Origin of the sequence: Gottfriedia solisilvae, assembly GCF_002128405.1 — a bacterium.
GTDB lineage: Bacteria > Bacillota > Bacilli > Bacillales > Bacillaceae_G > Gottfriedia > Gottfriedia solisilvae.
The window spans coordinates 463,158-485,043 of the sequence record NZ_NETJ01000004.1 but is presented as its reverse complement, the minus strand read 5'-3'; the positions used below and the strand labels follow the sequence as shown (position 1 = coordinate 485,043).

Annotated in this window: 25 protein-coding genes; all 25 read left to right on the top strand. The window is 34.5% G+C overall.

Annotated elements, in window-relative coordinates; all coding sequences use genetic code 11:
* The first annotated feature begins 47 nt into the window (after positions 1 to 47).
* The gene (locus CAB05_RS15600) at positions 48 to 995 is read left to right on the top strand and encodes an ATP-grasp domain-containing protein (protein ID WP_158093295.1); all 948 of its coding nucleotides are present in this window, start codon (positions 48 to 50) and stop codon (positions 993 to 995) included.
* 65 nt (positions 996 to 1,060) lie between these two features.
* Positions 1,061 to 1,846, top strand: coding sequence for a stage II sporulation protein R (spoIIR, locus tag CAB05_RS15595; protein WP_371870403.1), 786 nt, complete (start codon positions 1,061 to 1,063; stop codon positions 1,844 to 1,846).
* Between the two features lie 57 nt (positions 1,847 to 1,903).
* The gene (locus CAB05_RS15590; RefSeq protein ID WP_088001424.1) at positions 1,904 to 2,362 is read left to right on the top strand and encodes a GNAT family N-acetyltransferase; all 459 of its coding nucleotides are present in this window, start codon (positions 1,904 to 1,906) and stop codon (positions 2,360 to 2,362) included.
* A gap of 106 nt (positions 2,363 to 2,468) precedes the next feature.
* On the top strand, positions 2,469 to 3,509 hold the full coding sequence (locus CAB05_RS15585; protein ID WP_088001422.1) for an L-threonylcarbamoyladenylate synthase: 1,041 nt from the start codon (positions 2,469 to 2,471) through the stop codon (positions 3,507 to 3,509).
* Positions 3,510 to 3,593: 84 nt separating this feature from the next.
* Positions 3,594 to 4,154, top strand: coding sequence for a manganese efflux pump MntP (locus CAB05_RS15580; RefSeq protein ID WP_088001420.1), 561 nt, complete (start codon positions 3,594 to 3,596; stop codon positions 4,152 to 4,154).
* Positions 4,155 to 4,371: 217 nt separating this feature from the next.
* Complete coding sequence (locus tag CAB05_RS15575) at positions 4,372 to 4,803, top strand: low molecular weight protein arginine phosphatase (RefSeq protein WP_088001418.1); 432 nt, start codon at positions 4,372 to 4,374, stop codon at positions 4,801 to 4,803.
* A gap of 130 nt (positions 4,804 to 4,933) precedes the next feature.
* On the top strand, positions 4,934 to 5,377 hold the full coding sequence (gene rpiB / locus CAB05_RS15570) for a ribose 5-phosphate isomerase B (RefSeq protein WP_088001416.1): 444 nt from the start codon (positions 4,934 to 4,936) through the stop codon (positions 5,375 to 5,377).
* A 105-nt stretch (positions 5,378 to 5,482) separates the two neighbouring features.
* Positions 5,483 to 6,049: a TIGR01440 family protein gene (locus CAB05_RS15565; protein WP_167374479.1), complete on the top strand. Its 567-nt coding sequence runs from the start codon at positions 5,483 to 5,485 to the stop codon at positions 6,047 to 6,049.
* Between the two features lie 178 nt (positions 6,050 to 6,227).
* Positions 6,228 to 7,469, top strand: a complete 1,242-nt coding sequence (gene glyA, locus CAB05_RS15560) for a serine hydroxymethyltransferase (RefSeq protein ID WP_088001412.1) — start codon at positions 6,228 to 6,230, stop codon at positions 7,467 to 7,469.
* Positions 7,470 to 7,652: 183 nt separating this feature from the next.
* The gene (locus CAB05_RS15555) at positions 7,653 to 8,159 is read left to right on the top strand and encodes a DoxX family protein (RefSeq protein WP_088001409.1); all 507 of its coding nucleotides are present in this window, start codon (positions 7,653 to 7,655) and stop codon (positions 8,157 to 8,159) included.
* A 263-nt stretch (positions 8,160 to 8,422) separates the two neighbouring features.
* The gene (upp, locus tag CAB05_RS15550) at positions 8,423 to 9,052 is read left to right on the top strand and encodes a uracil phosphoribosyltransferase (protein ID WP_088001407.1); all 630 of its coding nucleotides are present in this window, start codon (positions 8,423 to 8,425) and stop codon (positions 9,050 to 9,052) included.
* 282 nt (positions 9,053 to 9,334) lie between these two features.
* Positions 9,335 to 10,282 (top strand): DNA-binding transcriptional repressor DeoR, encoded by a 948-nt coding sequence (gene deoR / locus CAB05_RS15545; protein WP_088001405.1) that lies wholly within the window; start codon positions 9,335 to 9,337, stop codon positions 10,280 to 10,282.
* Positions 10,283 to 10,496: 214 nt separating this feature from the next.
* Positions 10,497 to 11,162 (top strand): deoxyribose-phosphate aldolase, encoded by a 666-nt coding sequence (gene deoC / locus CAB05_RS15540; RefSeq protein ID WP_088001403.1) that lies wholly within the window; start codon positions 10,497 to 10,499, stop codon positions 11,160 to 11,162.
* A gap of 145 nt (positions 11,163 to 11,307) precedes the next feature.
* On the top strand, positions 11,308 to 11,712 hold the full coding sequence (locus CAB05_RS15535; RefSeq protein WP_088001401.1) for a cytidine deaminase: 405 nt from the start codon (positions 11,308 to 11,310) through the stop codon (positions 11,710 to 11,712).
* Positions 11,713 to 11,839: 127 nt separating this feature from the next.
* On the top strand, positions 11,840 to 13,024 hold the full coding sequence (locus CAB05_RS15530; RefSeq protein WP_088001399.1) for a NupC/NupG family nucleoside CNT transporter: 1,185 nt from the start codon (positions 11,840 to 11,842) through the stop codon (positions 13,022 to 13,024).
* 114 nt (positions 13,025 to 13,138) lie between these two features.
* A complete protein-coding gene (locus CAB05_RS15525) occupies positions 13,139 to 13,771 on the top strand; it encodes an AmiS/UreI family transporter (protein ID WP_088001397.1) in 633 nt (210 codons plus the stop codon).
* Between the two features lie 283 nt (positions 13,772 to 14,054).
* Positions 14,055 to 16,262: a S8 family serine peptidase gene (locus CAB05_RS15520; RefSeq protein ID WP_088001395.1), complete on the top strand. Its 2,208-nt coding sequence runs from the start codon at positions 14,055 to 14,057 to the stop codon at positions 16,260 to 16,262.
* 263 nt (positions 16,263 to 16,525) lie between these two features.
* Positions 16,526 to 16,750, top strand: a complete 225-nt coding sequence (locus CAB05_RS15515; protein ID WP_088001393.1) for an AtpZ/AtpI family protein — start codon at positions 16,526 to 16,528, stop codon at positions 16,748 to 16,750.
* Between the two features lie 4 nt (positions 16,751 to 16,754).
* On the top strand, positions 16,755 to 17,135 hold the full coding sequence (locus CAB05_RS15510) for an ATP synthase subunit I (RefSeq protein WP_088001391.1): 381 nt from the start codon (positions 16,755 to 16,757) through the stop codon (positions 17,133 to 17,135).
* Position 17,136: 1 nt separating this feature from the next.
* Complete coding sequence (atpB, locus tag CAB05_RS15505) at positions 17,137 to 17,871, top strand: F0F1 ATP synthase subunit A (protein WP_088001389.1); 735 nt, start codon at positions 17,137 to 17,139, stop codon at positions 17,869 to 17,871.
* Positions 17,872 to 17,948: 77 nt separating this feature from the next.
* The gene (gene atpE, locus CAB05_RS15500; RefSeq protein WP_025568599.1) at positions 17,949 to 18,164 is read left to right on the top strand and encodes a F0F1 ATP synthase subunit C; all 216 of its coding nucleotides are present in this window, start codon (positions 17,949 to 17,951) and stop codon (positions 18,162 to 18,164) included.
* A gap of 174 nt (positions 18,165 to 18,338) precedes the next feature.
* Positions 18,339 to 18,863, top strand: coding sequence for a F0F1 ATP synthase subunit B (atpF, locus tag CAB05_RS15495; RefSeq protein WP_088001387.1), 525 nt, complete (start codon positions 18,339 to 18,341; stop codon positions 18,861 to 18,863).
* The gene (locus tag CAB05_RS15490; RefSeq protein ID WP_088001385.1) at positions 18,860 to 19,399 is read left to right on the top strand and encodes a F0F1 ATP synthase subunit delta; all 540 of its coding nucleotides are present in this window, start codon (positions 18,860 to 18,862) and stop codon (positions 19,397 to 19,399) included. Before atpF ends, CAB05_RS15490 begins: the two co-directional genes overlap by 4 nt.
* A 22-nt stretch (positions 19,400 to 19,421) precedes the next feature.
* Positions 19,422 to 20,930, top strand: a complete 1,509-nt coding sequence (gene atpA / locus CAB05_RS15485) for a F0F1 ATP synthase subunit alpha (RefSeq protein WP_088001383.1) — start codon at positions 19,422 to 19,424, stop codon at positions 20,928 to 20,930.
* 85 nt (positions 20,931 to 21,015) lie between these two features.
* Positions 21,016 to 21,870: an ATP synthase F1 subunit gamma gene (atpG, locus tag CAB05_RS15480; RefSeq protein ID WP_088001381.1), complete on the top strand. Its 855-nt coding sequence runs from the start codon at positions 21,016 to 21,018 to the stop codon at positions 21,868 to 21,870.
* The last annotated feature ends 16 nt before the right edge of the window (positions 21,871 to 21,886 follow it).

Here is a 21,886-nt window from a genome sequence, read left to right as displayed (position 1 = left end):
ACTAAACTTACATTTTAATGATTTCGTTAAGAAAGTTGAGTGAGTATATGACAAGTTTAAATGGCTGGATTGTTTACAATGGACATGTTACGTCCTCAAAATTTATGGATTTATTCTTTAATTTGCAAGATATTTGTGCAAGTAAAGGTCTAAATACAAAATTAGTAAAGCATCATGAGCTGGTCCCTGTTATTGAAAAGGGCAAGCCGATTTTAAAAGGATTATACAGTGAAGAAAAGCCAGATTTTATTATATACTGGGACAAAGATACAGCTTTAGCTCGTCATTTAGAGATTATGGGATTTAAGGTATATAATTCTGCATTAGCTATTAAAAATTGTGATAATAAGTCATTAACATACCAAATTTTATCTGAATATGAAGTGCCAATGCCAAAAACGATAAATGCTCCATTAGTCTATCCAAGCTGTAAAGTTACAGACTACTCTTTTTATGATGTCGTTGAGCAAGAATTAGGTTATCCATTTGTCCTAAAAGAATCTTATGGTTCTTTTGGGATGCAAGTGTATTTAATCCAAAATCGCGAAGAATTTCTTAAAAAAGTAGATGAATTACAATATGTCCCTCATCTTTACCAAGAGTTTATTGAATCTAGTAAGGGTAGAGATATGCGTCTATATGTCGTTGGAGATCGTGTAGTCGCATCTATGCTACGTAGTTCTGATACAGATTTTCGTGCCAATGCTGAGTTAGGTGGGGATGCATTTGCATACGAGCCGACTGAGTCTCAAAAAGAACTTGCACTAAGATGTGCAAAAATTTTAGGAGTAGACTTTGCTGGCATTGACCTATTGTTTGGTGAGAATGATGAGGCGATAGTTTGTGAAGTAAACTCTAATGCTCACATGAAAGCAATCATGAAATGTACTGGAATTAATGTTGCAGAGCTCATTATTGAATATATTAAAAATGATTTAATCAAACCTAAGAAGAAATCTGTTAGGCTTGCAATAAGTTCAGATACAAAAAAATAGAATAGTAGTGTTTAAGAATTTATCATTTTGTCTAAACTGTTTCCTAGAGGGATGGTGGAGATAAAATGAGAAGATATAAAGCGAAATCAAAAATGAAAACTACTTATAAAATAATTACTTTATTTATTATATTATTAATCAGTTCGTCTGTTTTAGTGCCACTTCAAGATACAAACGCAAAGGGTAATGAAATGGTTGTTATTCCTAAGAAGGCGGTACGTTTACGAATTCTAGCAAATAGTGATTCTAGTGGAGATCAGGCATTAAAACGTAAAGTAAGAGATGAAGTTAATGCTCAGATTAATACTTGGGTAAAGGATTTGACTAGCTTTGAAGAAGGACAAAAAGTCATTCAAAGCCATATTCCAGATTTAGAGAAAACGGTCCAACGTGTTTTAAAAGAAGAAGGTTCTAAGCAAACATTTACGATTACGTATTCTAAGAAAGTAAAGTTTCCAACAAAGCTATACGGTAGTTTTTTGTACCCAGCAGGTGACTATGAAGCTGTATTAATTAAACTAGGTGCTGGACAAGGTGCAAACTGGTGGTGTGTATTATTTCCGCCTTTATGTTTCTTAGATTTTTCAAATGGTGATGCAACTGTTGATTCGCTTCAAGCACAACAAAAAGTTGAAAAGGAAACAAAGATTGAAGAACCAGAGGAAGGTAAAGGATTTTCATATTTAAAAGAAGAATCCAATGAAAAAGAACAGTCTACTGAAGTTGAATCTAGTATTCAAGAAGAATCGAATAAAGAAGCTGTAGAAGTAGCTGCGGTCTCGACAATCGAACAAGAAGAAGATATTAAAGTTGAAAGCTTTTTTGTCCACATGTTCAAACAATTATTTTAGTTCTAGTAATCTCCCTATGTGCATAAGTTATTACAAGCATATTAGGGAGGTTCTTTCATGAAAATAAGATCATCTTTACCATCAGATTTTGAAACGATTTTTTCTTTTTTAGGACAAGCTGGACTTTCTACAAATGGACTTCAAGAACAACAGGAATCCTTTTTTATATTGGAGGACGAGGTAGGAACAGCTCAGGCTGTCATTGGTTATGAACAGTATAAAAATGAAGCACTATTAAGATCATTAGTAGTTGCACCTACCATTTATTCACAGCATATGGTAGTCTTTTTACAAAGTGTTCTTGATAAACTAAAAGAGGAAATGATCTCTCATGTTTATTTGTTAACTAAGCAAAATGTTGTTCAGGATTTATTCCTTTTATTAGGATTTCAACCGACAGAAGAGGAAGATGTTTCGCTTCATATTAAAGAAATGGAACATTATCAAAATACAATTAAGAATGAAAATGTATTAGTATATCAAAAAGAACTATACACAAAGTTGTCCACAAATTAGCAAGTTTTATCCACAATTTGTGGATAAGACTTGCTTTTCATTCATTTTGTATTGTCTAAATTTGTAATATATACACTAATATTCACTTTTAAGCGAGGTGTTAATCATGGAAACGAAATGTTGGAATGTGGATAATTCTGTGAATAAAGATAAAGTTTACCCACAGATTGTGGATGCAGCCAAAATATTGCAGCTTGGACAAGTTGTTGCTTTCCCAACAGAAACAGTTTATGGATTAGGAGCAAATGCTTTTTCAGATGAGGCAGTTCAGCTGATTTTTCAAGCAAAAGGAAGACCTAGTGATAATCCGTTAATCGTACATATAGCAAACAATAATCAGCTAGCTGAGTTAGTCGAAGAAATTCCAGAAGGTGCAAAAAAGTTAATGGAGGCTTTTTGGCCAGGTCCATTAACGATTATCTTAAAAAGTAAAAAGCAAGTTTCCAAATTTGTAACTGCAGGTTTATCCACAGTTGGGGTTAGAATGCCGGATCATCCGGTTGCGCTTGCTTTAATTGAAGCAAGTGGTTTACCAATTGCCGCCCCGAGTGCAAATACTTCTGGTAAGCCAAGTCCAACTTCAGCAAAGCATGTATTTGAAGACTTAAATGGTCGGATTGCAGGTATTGTTGATGGTGGAAGTACTGGAGTAGGATTAGAATCTACAGTAATTGATTGCTCACAAGAAGTATTCACTATTCTTAGACCTGGCAGTATTACGCCTGAAATGATAAAAAAAGTTGTTTCAAATATAGAGGTTGATCCTGCAACCGTGAAAGAAACTGAAGCGCCGAAGTCTCCAGGAATGAAGTACAAACATTATGCGCCAGATGCTCAAATGCACCTTGTAAATGGGAGTATGGAGTTTATACACAAACTTATACACAATGCTAAGTCAGAAGGAAAAAAGGTAGGTATACTAACAACAGAAGAAAACATTAACCAATATAAAGCTGATGTTGTACTTGCTTGTGGAAAACGAGAAGACTTAACAACTGTTGCTGCATCTCTTTATGATTGTATTCGTCAATTTAATGAAGAGAATGTGGATATTATTTTTTGTGAATCTTTCCCTTACGAAGGAATTGGAATTGCAATAATGAATCGTTTGTGGAAAGCTTGTGGACATTCTATCATTACGGAGTAAAAAAATGAATTAAATTTATTAATATCCCTCATATGATTGGTTGGACTTGCATATCTTTTAATAGCAAGTCCTAGGAGGGAAGGCATGAGTAGCACATTAATCGAAGAAATGATTACATTAACGATAATGGGATCTGCACTAGGTTTAGATGCGTTTTCTGTTGGATTAGGAATGGGTGTAATTCAACTGAAATTTAGACAAATCTTAAATATAGGTATCGTCATTGGACTATTTCATGTCATTATGCCTCTTTTAGGGATGATTATAGGATATGAACTATCAGATAAATTTGGAAGAATATCAGTACTGCTTGGTGGTGTATTGTTACTAGGAATCGGATTCCATATGATATATTCCACACTATTTGGTAAGGAAGAAAATAAGTTTTCTCCAACTGGAATTGGTTTATTGCTCTTTGCCTTTAGTGTAAGTGTTGATAGTTTTTCTGTTGGGATCAGCCTTGGGACATTTGGTGCGAAAACATGGTTAACGATTCTGCTCTTTGGTATTATAAGTACAATTTTAACCTGGGCAGGCTTACTACTAGGTAGAAGGGTAGAGCAGGAACTAGGGAAGTTTGGTGAATTACTAGGTGGTTCTGTTTTGCTCTTATTTGGGCTTAAATTATTATTTTTTTCTACATAATGAATTATTAAAGGATGGTGCTATTGAATAACAATGGCTTCATCCTTTTATCTATTTATAAGGCATGGTATAAAACAAGCAATAAGATTTGATACTTATGGGGAATAATGGTTTATTATTAAAGAGAGATTGAAATGAAAAGAAAACGATGTAAATTCAAATGTGTAAAATAACGTGAAAGATATATACATGAGAGTAAATGAAAGTGAGGAAGTTTATGAAAAACATATTGTTTGTATGTACAGGGAATACTTGCAGAAGTCCAATGGCAGAAGCACTTCTAAATCATTATGGGAGTGATGCGCATCAAGCAAAATCTGCGGGTGTCTTTGCAATGCCTGGGGAGCCTGCTTCTAAGCATGCAATTACTGCGGTCAGTAATAAGGGTATATCAATAAATCATTCCTCAAAACAAGTGACAGAGGATTTATTAAGTTGGTCTTCGCATGTGTTAACAATGACTGCGAATCATAAACAGTTCTTAGTCTCGAAATACCCTAACCATGAAGAAAAAATATTTACATTACATGAGTATGCGAACGGAAATCATAGAGAAATTTCGGATCCATATGGAGGTTCATTAATGAGATATGAAAATACATTGAATGAACTAGAAGGATTAATAAAGAAAATTGTAAATAAAAAATGATAAAGATTGACTGATTAAAAGCATAATTAGTATCCCATATTCTGAACATAATAGTGTAATATAGAAGTGAAATATATTTAATGGTAAAAAGTAGTATATAACATGAAGTCATTATGGGGGTAACTGTCATATGAAAGTAGCAATAGCATCTGATCACGGTGGAATTAACATACGCCAGGAAATTATGAATTTAATGGATGAAATGGGTATTGAATATAAGGATTTCGGTTGTGAATGTGGTACATCTGTGGATTATCCTGATTATGCTTTTCCAGTTGCTAAAATGGTTGCGAATGGCGAAGTTGACCGCGGTATCTTAGTTTGTGGAACAGGTATTGGGATGTCAATTGCAGCAAATAAGGTTGAAGGCATTCGATGTGCATTAGTACACGATACTTTTAGTGCGAAGGCAACTAGAGAGCATAATAATAGTAATATGCTAGCGATGGGCGAACGAGTAATTGGACCGGGGTTAGCTAGAGATATAGCAAAAATTTGGTTAACAACTGAATTTGAGGGCGGACGTCACGAAAATCGAGTAAATAAAATTAAAGAATACGAAAAACAAATGTAATGAAATAAAACAAATCAGCCGTTAATCCGAAAAAGCTTTTGAAGATTATCGGTTTTTTTTATTCAAAAAATCAATAAACCTTAATGGATGGAGGACTAATATATGATGGAAGAATTGAGTTTAGTAAAGCAACAAATGACAACGCTATTATCTGAGCTTAAGGAACAAGTTACATTAACTAGTGAACATATTTTGGTGATTGGTTGTAGTACGAGTGAGGTAAGTGGGAAAAAAATTGGTACATCTGGAACTATGGAGGTTGCAAAAGTATTATTCGAAACACTTAAAGCGTTTCAGAATGAGACTGGAGTACAATTGGCATTTCAATGCTGTGAACATTTAAATAGAGCACTTGTTGTTCAAAAAGCTACGGCAAAACAACAGTCATTAGAGGAAGTTACCGTAACTCCTGTTCGAACAGCAGGTGGTGCTCTAGCTTCTTATGCTTATAGAAACCTAGAAAATGCTGTAATAGTAGAGTTTATTAAAGCCGATGCTGGAATTGATATTGGCGATACATTAATTGGAATGCATTTAAAACATGTTGCAGTTCCATTAAGAACAAGTATAAAAGAAGTTGGACAAGCTCATATTTCAGTAGCGAAAACTCGTCCAAAATTAATAGGGGGAGAAAGAGCGATCTATTCCCTTGAAGAAGAAATTAATTTGTAATAGATCGTGAAAGAGGATTTAAGAACATCTAGGACGAAATGTTATATAGAATCAAAGATAAAAGATTTATTTCTATTGAAAATCATGGTAAGATATAATGGAATTCGGTCGTTTTTTCGAATGATATTATTGATTTATACTTATAATGTTCGTGTTTTATTAAAAGGGGGATGTAGCCATGGAAAACTTAAAAAAGCAAGATCCATCATTGTATGAAGCAATTCAATTAGAATTAGGAAGACAACGTTCTAAAATTGAATTAATTGCTTCAGAAAACTTTGTAAGTGAAGCAGTTATGGAAGCACAAGGTTCAGTATTAACGAATAAATATGCTGAAGGTTACCCAAGTAAACGTTATTATGGTGGTTGCGAATACGTAGACATCGCTGAGAATATTGCTAGAGACCGTGCAAAAGAAATTTTTGGCGCAGAGCATGTAAATGTACAACCTCATTCAGGTGCTCAAGCAAATATGGCAGTTTATTTCACGATTTTAAAACATGGTGATACAGTATTAGGTATGAATTTATCACATGGTGGACATTTAACTCATGGAAGTCCTGTTAACTTTAGTGGACTTCAATATAACTTCGTTGAGTACGGAGTAGACCCAGAAACTCAAGTTATTGATTATGATGTTGTATTAGAAAAAGCTCGCGAGCATAAGCCAAAGCTAATTGTAGCAGGTGCAAGTGCATATCCAAGAGCGATCGACTTTAAAAAATTCCGTGAAATCGCTGATGAAGTAGGAGCGTTACTAATGGTTGATATGGCACATATCGCTGGTTTAGTAGCTGCTGGACTTCATCAAAATCCAGTACCTTTTGCTGACTTTGTTACAACGACAACTCATAAAACATTACGTGGTCCACGTGGTGGAATGATTTTATGTAAAGAAGAGTATGCAAAAGCAATTGATAAATCAATTTTCCCTGGTATTCAAGGTGGACCATTAATGCACGTAATTGCTTCTAAAGCAGTAGCATTTGGTGAAGCTTTACAAGAAGACTTTAAAGTGTATGCTCAAGCGATCGTTGATAATGCGAACCGTTTAGCTGAAGCATTAAAAGCCCAAGGAATCCAATTAGTATCTGGTGGTACTGACAATCATTTAATCTTAATTGATGTTCGTTCATTAGAATTAACTGGAAAGGTTGCAGAACATGTATTAGATGAAGTGGGTATTACTTGTAACAAAAATACAATCCCATTTGATCCAGCGAGTCCATTTGTAACAAGTGGAATTCGTATCGGTACAGCTGCAGTTACGTCTCGTGGATTTACACTAGAAGACATGGATGAAATAGCTTCTATTATTGCAGATACACTAAAAAATCATGAAAATGAAGAAGTACTTGAAACTTCACGCAAACGCGTTGATGCATTATCAAGTAAATACGTATTATATCCTGCATATTAATCAATCAAAGTAGCCATTTATAATGGCTACTTTTTTATTTCGAATAGTAGGAATTGTATAATTTTAGACACAATAAGTTCAATATAATTTGTGAAATATTTCACATAAAGAGAGTTAAATTAGATAAAATATAAGTGTAATCATCAATAAATAAATAAATAAAATTTGACGGAGGGGAAGTATATGTTTATTAATTTTTTAAGAACAAATAATATAGCAGCCGGTGTGTTAACGGTGCTTCGTCTATACTTAGGCTATTCTTGGATAACTGCAGGTTGGGGAAAATTAACTGGTGATGGATTTGATGCGACAGGATTTCTAAAAGGAGCAATTGGTAGTGCGACTGGCGAGCATCCAGCAGTACAAACTTGGTGGGCTGACTTTTTAACTAGTTTTGCTTTACCGAATATAGATTTATTTAACTTCCTAGTTCCAATTGGAGAATTTGCTGTAGGTCTTGGATTAATTCTTGGATGTTTTACAAAAACAGCGATGTTCTTTGGGTTAGTTATGAATTTCGCATTCTTATTTAGTGGAACGACAAGTACGAATCCACAACTAGTTTTATTAGGAATCTTTATTATTATAGCAGGTACAAATGCTGGTAAATTTGGTCTAGATACTTTTGTTGGTAAATATATTAATACAAAATTTCCTAATTTAAACACAAAAAATAATCAAATGATATAAAAAGTTTTGAACTTATAGTCAACTGGCAATATAAAAATGAAAAATATCTCTTTAAAGTAATCTAAGGATTAACACTTTAAAGAGATATTTTCATTGTTTTATACTATTCTGATATACTTTTGAACATGTTAATAGGGACTGTGTTTTGTAAAAGTGGCAAATGAAATGAAAACGATTTTAAGATGTGACTTGAATTATTTAAACTCTTTCGGTATTCTTTTTAAAGATAATATATTACTAAGTCTTTGCAAGGAGCGATATTAATGAGTAAAGTATACGTTTTTGATCATCCGTTAATTCAGCATAAAGTTACACTTATTCGTAGTAAAGATACTGGAACAAAAGAATTTCGTGCATTAGTAGATGAAGTTGCAGGGTTAATGGCATTTGAAATTACTAGAGATCTTCCTTTACAAGAAGTTGAGATTCAAACACCAGTTGCAACTGCAAAATCAAAGGTAATCGCAGGTAAAAAATTAGGAATTGTTCCTATTTTACGTGCAGGTTTAGGAATGGTCGACGGATTCCTTCAACTTGTTCCTGCAGCAAAAGTTGGACACGTTGGCTTATATCGTGATCCAGAAACATTAAAGCCTGTTGAATATTATGTTAAACTTCCTACGGATGTAGAAGAACGTGATTTCATTGTAATCGATCCAATGTTAGCTACAGGTGGATCTGCTGTTGAGGCGATTAACTCATTAAAAACACGTGGTGCTAAAAACATTAAGTTTATGTGCTTAATTGCTGCTCCAGAAGGTGTTGAAATATTACAACAAGCACATCCTGATGTAGATATTTACATAGCTGCACTTGATGAAAAGTTAAACGATCATGGTTACATCGTACCTGGATTAGGGGACGCAGGAGATCGTTTATTTGGTACGAAATAATTAACGCAACCCTGCCCGACAAAGGCTAGCTTTTTAGCGTTGGTTCACATGGTTTCGGTGTCATTACCTACTAGGGTAACTTCGCGCCTCAAAAGGCAAGTCGTTTCAATAAGTAAATGATTGTTTCCTACAAATGGGCTTTCCTTCATGGAAAGCTTTTTTATTTTATATAATTTTGAAAAACTCTCAAAGAACAATGTTGGTATAAATTAAAATTAGAGTTATAATAATTAAAAATTTGTTTCGGAAATTGCTTTGGCTAAAAAAGGGGATTAAAGTGGGATGTCACTAGAAAAACAGCGTTTAATAATAGATGCAGCAAGATTATATTATGATTCTGATTTTAGTCAACAAGAGATCGCCAATACTTTAGGTATCTCTCGACCAACTGTTTCAAGATTGCTTCAGCAAGCAAAGGAACTTGGGTATGTACGGATCGAAATTATTGACCCACTTGAGGACAATCATGATTTAGCAAAAGAGTTAAAGAAAAAATATAATCTACAATCAGTCGAGGTTTGTTATTCGCCAATCGATGATTACAGTGAAGTCACACAGATTATTACAAAAAAAGCTGCAGATGTACTCGGTGATTATGTAAATGACGGTGATATTGTAGGGGTTACTTGGGGAACCACGATGTATCACATTGCTAAAAAATTAGAGAAAAAATCTGTAAAAGGTGTAGAAGTTATTCAGTTAAATGGTGGAATTAGTTATTCAAAAACGAATACATATGCATCTGAGACAGTAAACATGTTCGCTGAGGCGTTTAATACAATTCCTAGATATTTACCTTTACCAGTCATTTTTGATAATCCACAAGTAAAACAAATGGTTGAATCAGACCGTCATATAGAAAGGTTAATTGAGCTTGGTAAACAATCGAATATAGGAATATTTACAGTCGGTACTGTAAAAAAAGACGCGTTGTTATTTAGAGTTGGATACTTTAATGAGGAAGAAGAACAGAATATACAAACTTATGCAGTAGGAGATATATGCTCACGGTTTTTTGATAAAAATGGACAAATCTATTCAAATTTACTAAATAGCAGAACAATCGGTATTGAATTAGATGAGTTAAGGAATAAGGAAAAGTCCATTCTAGTGGCTGGTGGGGAGAAAAAAACTGATGCGATTAACGGCGCATTAGTTGGTAAATACGCCAATATATTAATTACAGATCAATTTACTGCTAAGCGATTATTAGAAATAAATAATGAATAAAAACCTATATTTTTTTAGTTGAAAGACTAATCAAATATAGGTTTTTTTATAGGAAAAACCATCCATGAACATAAGTTCAATTTATATTTTACAAAATTTCACGAAGGTGATATAGTAAAACCATATTCAATAAGTTATTCAAAAATGTGTTAAAAGTAGGAAATGACATTTTCATTTCCATTAAATTATAAAAATTAATTGAGGAGTGACCCGAATGAGTTACGCAAATTTAGTTGACCATACGTTATTACGTGCAGATGCAAGAAAAGAAGAAATTACAAAATTAGCTGAGGAAGCTAAAGAATTTAGCTTTGCTTCTGTATGTGTTAATCCTACATGGGTTTCATATGCTAGTGAATTATTAAAGGAATCAACTGTAAAAGTTTGTACAGTTATTGGTTTCCCTTTAGGTGCAAACACTCCTGAAGTAAAAGCATTTGAAACAAAGAATGCTATTGAAAATGGTGCAGATGAAGTTGATATGGTAATTAACATTGCAGCATTAAAAGATAACAATAACGAATTAGTAGAAAGAGACATTCGTGCGGTTGTTGAAGCTGCTAAAGGTAAAGCTTTAGTTAAAGTTATTATTGAAACTTGCTTATTAACAGACGAAGAAAAAGTTAGAGCTTGTGAATTATCAGTTAAAGCTGGAGCTGACTTCGTGAAAACATCTACTGGTTTCTCAACTGGTGGAGCAACAGTTGAAGACGTAGCATTAATGCGTAAAACTGTTGGTGCAAACGTAGGAGTAAAAGCTTCTGGTGGAGTTCGTAACTTAAAAGATCTTGAAAATGTAGTATCTGTTGGTGCAACTCGTATTGGTACTAGCTCAGGCGTTAAGATTGTTCAAGGTGAAGAATCAAACACAGCTTATTAATATTAATTTCTAAATTTATTTAATTTACAAAAAAGTGTGTGGGTTATTGCTCTTTCTGAAATTCATTGTTAATATGTAAAAGCGAAGACAAAACTCACACACTTTTAAATGAATTGCCAAACTATTCATTAGAGGTGATAAAGAGATGAATACACAATCTTTAATAAATGAAGCTATCAAAGCAAGAGAAAATGCATATGCTCCTTACTCTAAATTTAAAGTAGGCGCAGCAATTTTGATGAATGATCAAACAGTGTTTACTGGTTGTAACGTTGAAAACGCTTCATACGGTCTTACAAATTGTGCTGAGAGAACAGCCATTTTTAGTGCAGTAGCTAATGGTAAAGGATCAGGTAAAATTGAAGCGATAGCAATTGTCGGTGATACAGAGGGACCAGTTTCTCCATGTGGCGCATGCAGACAAGTTATTGCTGAATTTAGTGATGAAAACACGAAAGTATTTTTAACAAACTTAAAAGGTGACGTCGCTGAAACGACAATTAACCAGTTATTACCAGGATTATTTAGCTCGAAAGATTTAGAAGTTTAATATATAGTAGATTAATAGTTGTCTGACATCTAACAAGCATTTTACTTGTCTGACATCTAACAAGTTTAAAACTGTGTACGTTTTGAAAGCGCTTATATAAAAATTAAAAATCTCGGGGGAGAGTAACATGAAATACATTATCGCACTTATTGGGCTATTAGTTGTATTTGGACTAGCTTTTATTGCTAGTAGCGATCGTAAAAACATCAAATATCGTCCAGTAGTAATCATGGTAGTTATTCAAATCGTTTTAGCTTTCTTATTATTAAATACAAATGTTGGTTTATTCTTAATTAAGGGTATATCAAATGGATTCGGTAAATTATTAGAATATGCTGCTGAAGGTGTTAATTTCGTATTTGGCGGACTAGCAAATGATGGAGCGTTTCCTTTCTTCACAAATGTATTATTACCAATCGTTTTTATTTCTGCGTTAATTGGTATTTTACAATTTACAAAAGTTCTACCATTCATCATTAAATACATTGGTTTAATCTTAAGTAAGATTAATGGAATGGGTAAATTAGAATCTTATAATGCTGTAGCTTCAGCAATTTTAGGACAATCTGAGGTTTTCATATCAGTTAAGAAACAATTAGGACATTTACCTAAAAATCGTCTTTACACATTATGTGCTTCGGCAATGTCAACTGTATCTATGTCAATCGTTGGTGCTTACATGACAATGATCGAGCCAAAATATGTTGTAACAGCTATTGTTTTAAATTTATTTGGTGGTTTTATTATTTCATCAATTATTAATCCTTACACAGTAACAGCTGAAGAGGATATTTTAGAAGTTCAAGAAGAAGAAAAACAAACATTCTTTGAAATGCTTGGCGAATATATTTTAGATGGATTTAAAGTAGCAATTATCGTTGCGGCAATGTTAATTGGTTTTGTTGCAATCATTGGAGCGGTTAATAATATCTTTGATATGATTTTTGGTATCTCATTCCAAGGAATTCTTGGTTATGTATTTGCTCCATTTGCGTTCATTATGGGTGTACCGTTTAAAGAAGCTGTTTCTGCAGGTAGTATTATGGCAACTAAATTAGTTTCGAACGAGTTCGTAGCTATGATGGATCTTGGTAAACAAGCAAAAGAATTTAGCCCACGTACATTAGGAATCGTTTCTGTATTCTTAGTATCATTTGCTAACTTCTCTTCAATCGGTATTATCGCAGGTGCAGTTAAAGGTTTACATGAAAAACAAGGTAATGTTGTAGCTCGTTTCGGTCTTAAATTATTATTCGGTGCAACATTAGTAAGTGTATTAACAGCGATTATCGTAGGTATCGTTTTAAATTAAATTTATCCAAGCGTTTGATTTTATATCAAGCGCTTGTACTTTTTTTCAGTTAAATCATATTTCTAGGAGGGTTGAGTTTAATAAGATCATTTCTTTCTTATTAGATGAATCGCTATGGCAACTGTAGGATTACTTTTATCTGGTGCGACGCTATTTTTAAATAGTCTTGTATTATTAAATAAAGCTGATGCAAAAAGTGCATCACTTTTAAATATATTTGTTGGTGCATTACAAGTAATCATTCCTTTATATTTATTAACGAACATGGGGGATGGCAAGTGGGAATTATATAATTTAGCTTGTATTTTCTTCTTCGGAATTACTTACTTGTATAATGGTTTTACTAATTTAAAAGGTTTTAGTGCTACTGGCTTAGGTTGGTTTTCACTTTGGGTTTCAATTATGTCTGTTTTATATGCATTAGTAAGCTTTATACTTATTCATGATATTGTGAACGGATTGTTATGGGTTCTTTGGGCTTACTTATGGTACTTATTCTTTGCAGGTATAGTGTTAGGAAAGAAAATTGAAAGATATACAGGTATTGTCGCTATGATTCAATCTTGGATTACAATTACACTTCCTGCATTCTTGATGATACTAGGTGTATGGCAAAATGAAGTTGTTACGAAAACTTGGATTGTTATTTTAGGCGCAGCAGTTTTATACTTTGTAATAAATGAAGTGAAATCTATTGTTAAACAGAAAAGATTTCAACTATTTAACCAGGCTGAATTAAAAAATTAATGAAGTGTTTCAAATATATATGTAGCTTGTAGACTAACTTTTAGGGATTAACCCGTTAAGTTAGTCTTTTTTTTATTTTCTTAGTTAAACGATAATTCATACCCAATTGAGATAATGATAGATTTCTATTGATAATGCTCGAATCGTTCAAGTGTTGAACTATTAAAATCATTAGTAGAAATTTATGTTTTCTTTAGAGAAAATTTCCTTTTTATACATGAATGAAGGAGTAGTGAGAAATGATATAGGAAAATAAATGTCTAAAAAGGAGAAAGTTCATTGAATGAAAAAGTATTATTTTAAAATAATTATATGTCTAGTTTTCTTCCTTGTTCCAATGAAAAATTATGCAGTTTTGGCAAATGATCAACAGAAAAAAGTAGCGTTATTCTCGATTAAGGATGGGATGCTAACGCAAGCGCTAAAATATATGGGAAAATATTACCCTGATATAAAGGTGAGGCAAAAGTTTACAGAAACATATTATGGATTTTCCGTATCTGGCTCACTAGAGGAACTGTCTCAAATAGCAAAAATGCCTTTAGTAAATGATTTTCATTTCGTAACTACCTACAAAGCTCATGTGGAGGAAAGCATTCCTTTTATCGGTGCAGATGAAGCAGAGAATTATAAAGATCAACGTGGAAGAATCATTACAGGTGAAGGAATAAAAGTTGGCATAATTGATACTGGTGTTGATTATCGACACCCAGATTTAAAATCAAATTATAGTGGCGGATACGATACGATCGATCAAGATAAAGATCCGATGGAGACAAGGCTTGAGGAAAGAAGTACATTCCACGGAACTCATGTTGCAGGAGTAATTGCGGCTAACGGTAAAAGAAAAGGTGTAGCACCAAAAGCACAAATCTATGCATATCGAGCACTTGGACCTGGTGGAGTAGGAACTTCAGAAACGGTATTGGCAGCAATCGAACGTGCGGTAAAGGATAAGGTCGACATTATAAACTTATCTCTTGGCAACGAAGTGAATGGACCGGATTGGCCAACGAGTATTGCTTTAAATAAAGCAGTGGAAAAAGGCGTGCTTGCAATTACTGCAGCAGGAAACTCTGGCCCCGGATTATGGACAGTTGGGTCACCTGCAACTGCAGCAAAAGCTCTATCAGTTGGTGCGAGCTATCCACCTTTGTATTTCCCGTCTATTCATATTAAAGAAAAAGAACAAATTATTACCCCAATGATTGGATCTTCAAAGTGGGCAAGGGATTTAGAAGGTAAAATCGTTTTTAAAAAGTACGGAGATAAGAGTGAAATGAAGAGAGTTCGAAATAAATTCGTATTGTTAGAAAGAGGGAAGCTTACATTTACGGATAAGGTTAAAAATGCAGAAGCAGCGGGGGCGAAAGCAGTTATCGTCTTTAATAATGTGGATGGTGATTTTGTAGGACAAATAAAAGGAAATATAAAAATACCTGCTGCTACTGTCTCAAGAAAAGTAGGATTAGCGATTCAAAAAGAAATAGAAAAGGGTAAAACGATTGCGACGACTGGGCAAGAAAAAAAGGTCGATGTGCTTGCAGATTTTAGTTCAAGAGGTCCAGTTACTGGGACATGGCAAATGAAACCAGATTTAGTTGCGCCTGGTGTGCAAATTAAAAGTACAATTCCCGGAGGTTATTTATCATTACAGGGTACGAGTATGGCTAGCCCACATGTTGCAGGTGCAGCTGCTTTACTCAAACAATTACATCCTAATTGGAGTATGGATGATTTAAAAAGCGTCCTTGTGAATACGGCAACACCATTATATAAGAATAATAAAACGATCTATCATTCATATGAACAAGGTGCCGGTAGATTGGATATTGATAAAGCTTTAGAAACTGAAACAACACTTTATCCTACCTCTTTATCTTTGGGGGTAACTAAGAAAGAGAGTGCTCCAATAGAGAAGGACTTCACTGTTAGGGTTTCTAATAAATCAAATAAAGAAAAACAAGTAATGACGATAAATAAACAACAAGTTAACGGAATAAAATGGGTATTACCAAAACCTTTCACTATTCCAGCAAACACCTCTAAGTCCATCAAGTTGCATGCAACAGTGGACACAAAGGTTTTAAAAGATGGATTCTATGACGGTGCAATTACAATTAGTACGCCAGATGAAACATTACGAATGCCTTACTTATTGCTTCAAGGAGAACCGAATTTTCCGACTGTAATGGGATTTCACTTTGGTAGGGTGAAAGGAAAAGGTAAAGGTAGTTATAAATATGAATTATATTTACCGAGTAAAGTTGAGGAATTCAAAATTGCTGTGTTTGAAGCAGAGACATTTCGTTTGATAGATGTAATTGATCAACAAAAGAACAGTGAGCGTGGAATTATAAAGAAGGAGTTGGTATTAAAAAACTTTCCAAAAAGTGGTATTTATAAGTTTGTGATCTTTTATAAACGTAAACAATATGAGAGTGCAACAGAATCTTATGTAAATGTTTCTAAAATATATGTAGAAGACTAAAAATTGGTAAGCTATTTTTAATAGTTTTTTAATTTAAGTAATTGACACATTTTTGTAACATATTGTATGCTTAACATGAATGTTTAAAAGGGTTTTTATTGAATGTAAACCCTTTCTATTTAAATATTTTGAATATGTGAACATTTTGTGAACTTAGCTTTAATGTGGAGATTTTAATAAATATTTGTTGTATCATAAACCATGATAAGAATTTTGGCAATTTTTTGGGAAAGAATGAAAATTGACGTGTGGAGGGATTGGCTATGAAAAACAACAATCAACATCCTCTTAAAGCAATGGCACTCATGTCTTCCATTCTAGCTCAACTTGTTGGATCTATTCTAATAGGAATCTTTCTCGGAAGATGGATTGACACATATTTTGATTGGCCTGTTCCAGTATTTATGATAATCGGATTATTGTTAGGATTATTCACTGGTATCTACGGCACACTTAAGCTAATTAAGCAATTTACTCCAGGGGACTAGTTACATGCAAAAAGAACATTTTAGACGTTTCGCACGAGATATGTTATACATTACTGCCCTTGCAGTTTTAGGATGGGCATTTACCGATTATAAAACAATCTTTACAGGTTATATTCTCGGTATCGTAACTAGCTTTTACTGTATATGGATTCTACACAGAAAGATAAATACCTTTTTTGATCGAGTTTTAAAGCAACAAAAAGTTCGTTCACTTGGTACTGTAATTTGTCTTTCAGCGGTGGCTCTAGCTATGGTCATCGCCCTTCGGTATGACGATTTTGTCAATATACCGGCATTAACGGTGGGACTAATGACAGGACATCTTGTCATTATGATAAATTTTGCATTACAACATACGTCTTTTGCAAGGAAGAGAGGTGAATAAATTGGAACACGGCACTTTTTCTAGAGAAATACTTGGATTAAATTTTACTTTAACAAATGTTCTGATGACTACCATTGCTGCAGTAATCGTTTTTATCATCGCAGTTACATGTGCAAGAAGTTTACAACTTCGCCCGTCAGGAAAGCAAAACTTTATTGAATGGGTAGTAGATTTCGTTAAAAACATTATCAACAGTACAATGGATTGGGAAACTGGTGGTCGCTTCCTTACATTAGGTGTGACATTACTTATGTACATATTTGTTTCAAATATGTTAGGCCTTCCATTCGATATTTCAGTCGATGGAAAATCAGTTTGGAAATCACCTACATCAGACCCAGTTATTACGTTATCATTAGCAATCTTTATTGTTGGATTATCACATTATTATGGTATTAAAATGAGAGGCTTTAAGGCTTATGGAAAAGGATTTTTCCAGCCGATGGGATTCTTATTTCCACTAAAGATTATTGAGGAATTAGCTAACACATTAACGCTAGGTCTTCGTCTTTACGGGAACATTTTTGCAGGTGAGATCTTATTAGGATTACTTGCAACAATGGGAACACATGCTTATGCAACAAGTGCAGGAGAGGGTATTCTTTGGACAATCGCTGCAGCAGTACCAATGCTAGTATGGCAAGGTTTCTCTGTATTCGTTGGTTCAATCCAAGCGTTTATCTTCGTAATGTTAACAATGGTTTACCTGTCACATAAAGTGGCGGACGAGCATTAATTGCTCATTAAAATAGTTAGTTCGTTAAAATTATAATAAAAATATATTTCTTAGGTATAAGAAGGAGGAAATTTAAAATGGCTTTAATCGCAGCGGCAATCGCAATAGGTTTAGGTGCACTAGGTGCAGGTATTGGTAACGGTTTAATTGTATCACGTACAGTAGAAGGTGTTGCTCGTCAACCAGAATTACGTTCAACTCTTCAAACTTTAATGTTCATCGGGGTTGCATTAGTTGAGGCACTTCCAATCATCGCAGTAGTTATCGCTTTCATGGCTTTCGGTAAAGCGTAAGATTATACAATTAGTTAAAAAATGGCGAAGTTTGTGTTCACATTTACTTCGCCTTTCCTTTATGACACTTGTTATAAAGATTCCTTTTGAAAGTTAAGTTCGGTCAGTTAGAGACTCGAACTATGTTATAAAGAAAAAATCATTAAATGAAACCCTTGAAGGGAGTGAAGGCTTGTGTTAAACGGATCACTATTCGTATTAGCTGAAGCAGGGCATGGTGTTGCTTGGGGCGATGTCGTGTATCAATTATTAATCTTCGTAATCCTACTTGCACTATTAAAGAAATATGCATTAGGTCCAGTAATGGGAATTATGAAACAACGTGAAAATCACATCGCTAATCAACTAGATTCAGCTGAAAAAAGTAATGCTGAAGCAATGAAACTAGTTGAAGAGCAAAAGCAAGAGTTAGTTGCAGCTCGTACAGAAGCTCGTGAGCTTCTTGAGAAAGCTAGAAAACAAGCTGATGTTCAACGTGAAGAAATCGTTGCAGCAGCAAAAGCTGAAGCTGAAAACATGAAAGAAAGCGCTAAGCGTGAAATTATTCGTGAAAAAGAGCTTGCAGTACAATCAGTTCAACAACAAGTGGCTTCATTATCTGTATTAATTGCTTCTAAAGTACTTGAAAAAGAAGTGAAGTCTGAAGACGCATCTGCTATTTTTGATCAATATCTTAAAGAAGTAGGCGAAGCGAAATGAGTAACGAATTAGTTGCAAAACGCTATGCAAACGCTCTTTTTGATTTAGCAACAGAACAAAATTTAGTAGAAACAGTTGAACATGACCTACAAGTTGTAAAAAAGGAATATGTAGAAAACAATGAATTACACAAGTTTCTACAACATCCTGGAATCACAAAAGAAAGCAAAAAGTCTGTATTAAACGAGACGTTTGCTTCAATCTCTGAAACTGTACTTAACCTAGTTTGCTTACTAGTTGATCGCCAACGTTTAAGCATCATTCCAAACTTAGTAACTGAGTATGTGAATATTGCGAATCAAAATCGTAATATTGCAGATGCAACTGTTTACTCTGTAACGGCAATGACTTCCGAAGAACTAGAAAAAATCGGAGCTCTATTCGCTTCGAAATTAGGTAAAAATTCTATACGAATCAAAAACGAAATTGATTCATCATTAATTGGTGGTTACAAAGTTCGTGTTGGAAATCGTATTTTTGACGGCAGCTTAAAAAATAAGCTTGTACGTATTGAACGTGAATTAATCGCAAAATAGTTTGTAGATAGGGGTGAAATGCATGAGCATCAAAGCTGAAGAAATCAGTGCGCTGATTAAAAAGCAAATCGAAAATTACCAAACTGAAATAGAAGTTAGTGATGTTGGTACAGTTATCCAAGTTGGTGACGGTATCGCTCGTGCTCATGGTCTTGACCAATGTATGTCTGGAGAGCTAGTTGAGTTCTCTAACGGCGTTATGGGACTAGCACAAAACTTAGAAGAAAACAACGTAGGTATTATCATCTTAGGACCTTACACAGGTATTAAAGAAGGCGACGAAGTTCGTCGTACTGGACGCATCATGCAAGTTCCAGTTGGTGAAGCATTAGTAGGACGTGTAGTAAACTCATTAGGTCAACCAGTTGATGGATTAGGCCCAATTGAAACAACTAAAACTCGTCCAATCGAAAACGCAGCACCAGGCGTAATGGCACGTAAATCAGTACATGAGCCATTACAAACAGGTATCAAAGCGATCGACGCTCTTGTACCAATCGGACGTGGACAACGTGAGTTAATCATCGGTGACCGTCAAACTGGTAAAACAGCAGTTGCTATCGATACAATTCTTAACCAAGCTGACCAAGACATGATTTGTATCTATGTTGCGATCGGACAAAAAGAATCAACAGTTCGTGGACTTGTTGAAACTTTACGTAAGCATGGCGCTTTAGATTACACAATCGTTGTAACTGCACCTGCTTCATCTCCAGCTCCAATGTTATACTTAGCTCCTTTCGCTGGTGTAACAATGGGTGAAGAGTTTATGTACAATGGTAAACACGTATTAGTAGTATACGATGATTTATCTAAACAAGCGGTAGCTTACCGTGAGCTTTCATTACTATTAAAACGTCCTCCAGGCCGTGAAGCTTATCCAGGGGATGTATTCTACTTACACTCTCGCTTATTAGAGCGTGCAGCTAAGTTAAATGATGAGTTAGGTGGCGGTTCATTAACTGCATTACCATTCATCGAAACACAAGCTGGTGATATCTCAGCTTATATTCCAACAAACGTAATCTCGATTACTGACGGACAAATCTTCTTACAGTCTGACTTATTCTTCTCTGGCGTACGTCCAGCGATTAACGCGGGTCTTTCTGTATCACGTGTTGGTGGTTCAGCGCAAACAAAAGCGATGAAATCAGTAGCAGGTACGCTACGTCTTGACTTAGCGTCATTCCGTGAGCTTGAAGCATTTGCTGCGTTCGGTTCTGACTTAGATAAAGCTACGCAAGCTAAACTTAACCGTGGTGCTCGTACAGTTGAAATCTTAAAACAAGGTTTACACAAACCTTTAAAAGTAGAAAAACAAGTAGTTAGTCTTTATGCTCTAACACGTGGTCACTTAGACAGCGTACCAGTTGAAGACATCACTCGTTTTGAAGAAGAAATGTTATCTTGGATGGATTCAAATGCTAAAGGTCTTTTAGATGCTATTCGTACAACTGGTAAATTACCAAACGAAGCTGACCTTAACGCTGCGATCGAAAGTTTTAAAAAGAACTTTGTTGCTTCTAAATAAGAAAGCAATTTAAATAACTGATATTGAAGGAACGAGCTTTAGCTCGTCCTTCCTTTAACTGTTTACCAAAAGGTGGTGAAAACCTGTGGCATCATTACGCGATATAAAAACGAAAATTAATTCAACAAAAAAGACAAGCCAAATCACAAAAGCGATGGAGATGGTTTCTGCTGCGAAATTAAACCGTGCTGACCAAAATGCTAAGCAATTTGTTCCTTATATGGAAAAAATGCAAGAAGTAGTTGGTAGCATTGCGAAAGGTGTAAACAGTAGACATCCGATGCTTGTAACTCGTCCTGTTAAAAAGACTGGTTATATTGTTATCACTTCAGACCGTGGTTTAGCTGGTGCATTCAATAGTAATGTATTACGTGCTGTAACAAATACAATTAAAGAGCGTCATCGTTCAAATGATGAGTTTGCTGTTATTGTATTAGGACGTGTTGGACGTGATTACTTTAATCGTTTAGGTTATCCAATCGTTGAAGAGGTTCTAGGTATTCCTGATCAACCTTCATTCGATGACATTCAAAAATTTGCTAATCGTACAGTTCAAATGTACTCTGATGGCATTTTTGATGAGCTATACTTATCTTACAACCATTTCGTAAGTAAGATTTCTCAAGAAGTTACTGAGAAAAAGCTTTTACCTTTAACAGATATTGACACAGGTAAAGCTACAACTAATTACGAATTTGAACCTTCTGATGATGAAATCTTAGAAGTTTTACTGCCACAATACGCAGAAAGCTTAATCTACGGTGCATTATTAGATAGTAAAGCAAGTGAACATGCTTCTCGTATGACGGCTATGAAAAGTGCGACTGATAATGCGAAAGAAGTTATTAGTAAGCTTACTCTTCACTATAACCGTGCACGTCAAGCTGCAATTACACAAGAAATTACTGAGATTGTCGGCGGTGCAGCAGCATTAGGTTAATTCTGCCTTCAATGAC

What these genes read in the sequence shown, in the direction of transcription:
- atpA (WP_088001383.1), top strand. Translation starts at nt 19,422, where the DNA reads ATGAGCATCAAAGCTGAAGAAATCAGTGCGCTGATTAAAAAGCAAATC.
- rpiB (WP_088001416.1), top strand. Translation starts at nt 4,934, where the DNA reads ATGAAAGTAGCAATAGCATCTGATCACGGTGGAATTAACATACGCCAG.
- CAB05_RS15535 (WP_088001401.1), top strand. Translation starts at nt 11,308, where the DNA reads ATGAATACACAATCTTTAATAAATGAAGCTATCAAAGCAAGAGAAAAT.
- spoIIR (WP_371870403.1), top strand. Translation starts at nt 1,061, where the DNA reads ATGAGAAGATATAAAGCGAAATCAAAAATGAAAACTACTTATAAAATA.
- CAB05_RS15520 (WP_088001395.1), top strand. Translation starts at nt 14,055, where the DNA reads ATGAAAAAGTATTATTTTAAAATAATTATATGTCTAGTTTTCTTCCTT.
- CAB05_RS15575 (WP_088001418.1), top strand. Translation starts at nt 4,372, where the DNA reads ATGAAAAACATATTGTTTGTATGTACAGGGAATACTTGCAGAAGTCCA.
- CAB05_RS15525 (WP_088001397.1), top strand. Translation starts at nt 13,139, where the DNA reads ATGGCAACTGTAGGATTACTTTTATCTGGTGCGACGCTATTTTTAAAT.
- CAB05_RS15490 (WP_088001385.1), top strand. Translation starts at nt 18,860, where the DNA reads ATGAGTAACGAATTAGTTGCAAAACGCTATGCAAACGCTCTTTTTGAT.
- deoR (WP_088001405.1), top strand. Translation starts at nt 9,335, where the DNA reads ATGTCACTAGAAAAACAGCGTTTAATAATAGATGCAGCAAGATTATAT.
- upp (WP_088001407.1), top strand. Translation starts at nt 8,423, where the DNA reads ATGAGTAAAGTATACGTTTTTGATCATCCGTTAATTCAGCATAAAGTT.
- CAB05_RS15555 (WP_088001409.1), top strand. Translation starts at nt 7,653, where the DNA reads ATGTTTATTAATTTTTTAAGAACAAATAATATAGCAGCCGGTGTGTTA.
- CAB05_RS15580 (WP_088001420.1), top strand. Translation starts at nt 3,594, where the DNA reads ATGAGTAGCACATTAATCGAAGAAATGATTACATTAACGATAATGGGA.
- CAB05_RS15600 (WP_158093295.1), top strand. Translation starts at nt 48, where the DNA reads ATGACAAGTTTAAATGGCTGGATTGTTTACAATGGACATGTTACGTCC.
- deoC (WP_088001403.1), top strand. Translation starts at nt 10,497, where the DNA reads ATGAGTTACGCAAATTTAGTTGACCATACGTTATTACGTGCAGATGCA.
- CAB05_RS15515 (WP_088001393.1), top strand. Translation starts at nt 16,526, where the DNA reads ATGAAAAACAACAATCAACATCCTCTTAAAGCAATGGCACTCATGTCT.
- CAB05_RS15530 (WP_088001399.1), top strand. Translation starts at nt 11,840, where the DNA reads ATGAAATACATTATCGCACTTATTGGGCTATTAGTTGTATTTGGACTA.
- CAB05_RS15565 (WP_167374479.1), top strand. Translation starts at nt 5,483, where the DNA reads ATGGAAGAATTGAGTTTAGTAAAGCAACAAATGACAACGCTATTATCT.
- glyA (WP_088001412.1), top strand. Translation starts at nt 6,228, where the DNA reads ATGGAAAACTTAAAAAAGCAAGATCCATCATTGTATGAAGCAATTCAA.
- atpE (WP_025568599.1), top strand. Translation starts at nt 17,949, where the DNA reads ATGGCTTTAATCGCAGCGGCAATCGCAATAGGTTTAGGTGCACTAGGT.
- CAB05_RS15510 (WP_088001391.1), top strand. Translation starts at nt 16,755, where the DNA reads ATGCAAAAAGAACATTTTAGACGTTTCGCACGAGATATGTTATACATT.
- CAB05_RS15585 (WP_088001422.1), top strand. Translation starts at nt 2,469, where the DNA reads ATGGAAACGAAATGTTGGAATGTGGATAATTCTGTGAATAAAGATAAA.
- CAB05_RS15590 (WP_088001424.1), top strand. Translation starts at nt 1,904, where the DNA reads ATGAAAATAAGATCATCTTTACCATCAGATTTTGAAACGATTTTTTCT.